The sequence below is a fragment of the Psychroserpens luteolus genome (genome assembly GCF_021032705.1).
Taxonomy (GTDB): domain Bacteria; phylum Bacteroidota; class Bacteroidia; order Flavobacteriales; family Flavobacteriaceae; genus Psychroserpens; species Psychroserpens luteolus.
The window spans coordinates 1-461 of sequence record NZ_JAHVXI010000027.1 but is presented as its reverse complement, the minus strand read 5'-3'; the positions used below and the strand labels follow the sequence as shown (position 1 = coordinate 461).

General features: G+C 58.4%; 1 protein-coding gene. It reads left to right on the top strand.

Annotated features, from left to right (window positions below; translation table 11 throughout):
* On the top strand, window positions 1-217 hold a 217-nt coding region (locus KWG70_RS17685; RefSeq protein WP_230937369.1), incomplete at its 5' end, for a hypothetical protein.
* Window positions 218-461: the final 244 nt, after the last annotated feature.

The window sequence follows — 461 nt, the reverse complement described above, 5'->3', positions numbered from 1 at the left end:
GTCGGCGTTGGATCAAACCAAGCCGGAGCTGGAGCCGAAGCCGGTACCGCCTTCCGTGTCGAAGACGACCTTGAGGTTGAAGCGGCCCGAGGGCGAGGCCCGGATCATCGCGCAGGACGGTCGGGTGGAGATCAGGTTGCCGCGTGATTTCTCGTCGATTGACCGGGAGCGGTTGCAGCGCGGGATTGAAACCTTCCTAGAAAGCCTAGAGGATTAGTGTTGCATGTCGGCAACATAATACTCACCTTAAGATCTTGCGTGGCGCGGCCTGATGCCAAACCCCAAGCGGAGGCCGGATGCAATCGTTCAGGCATATGCGTATTTGTTCTGAGCGGGGTGTTGCGGGCATTTTGTGCGCCGGAATCGTGACACCACCAGAGGCAAAATCGCCCTTCATCTGACGCTGCTGCACATAGGTTGGCGGATAGGATCGGAAACAATAGCCCTCTGGGCGGCGGATA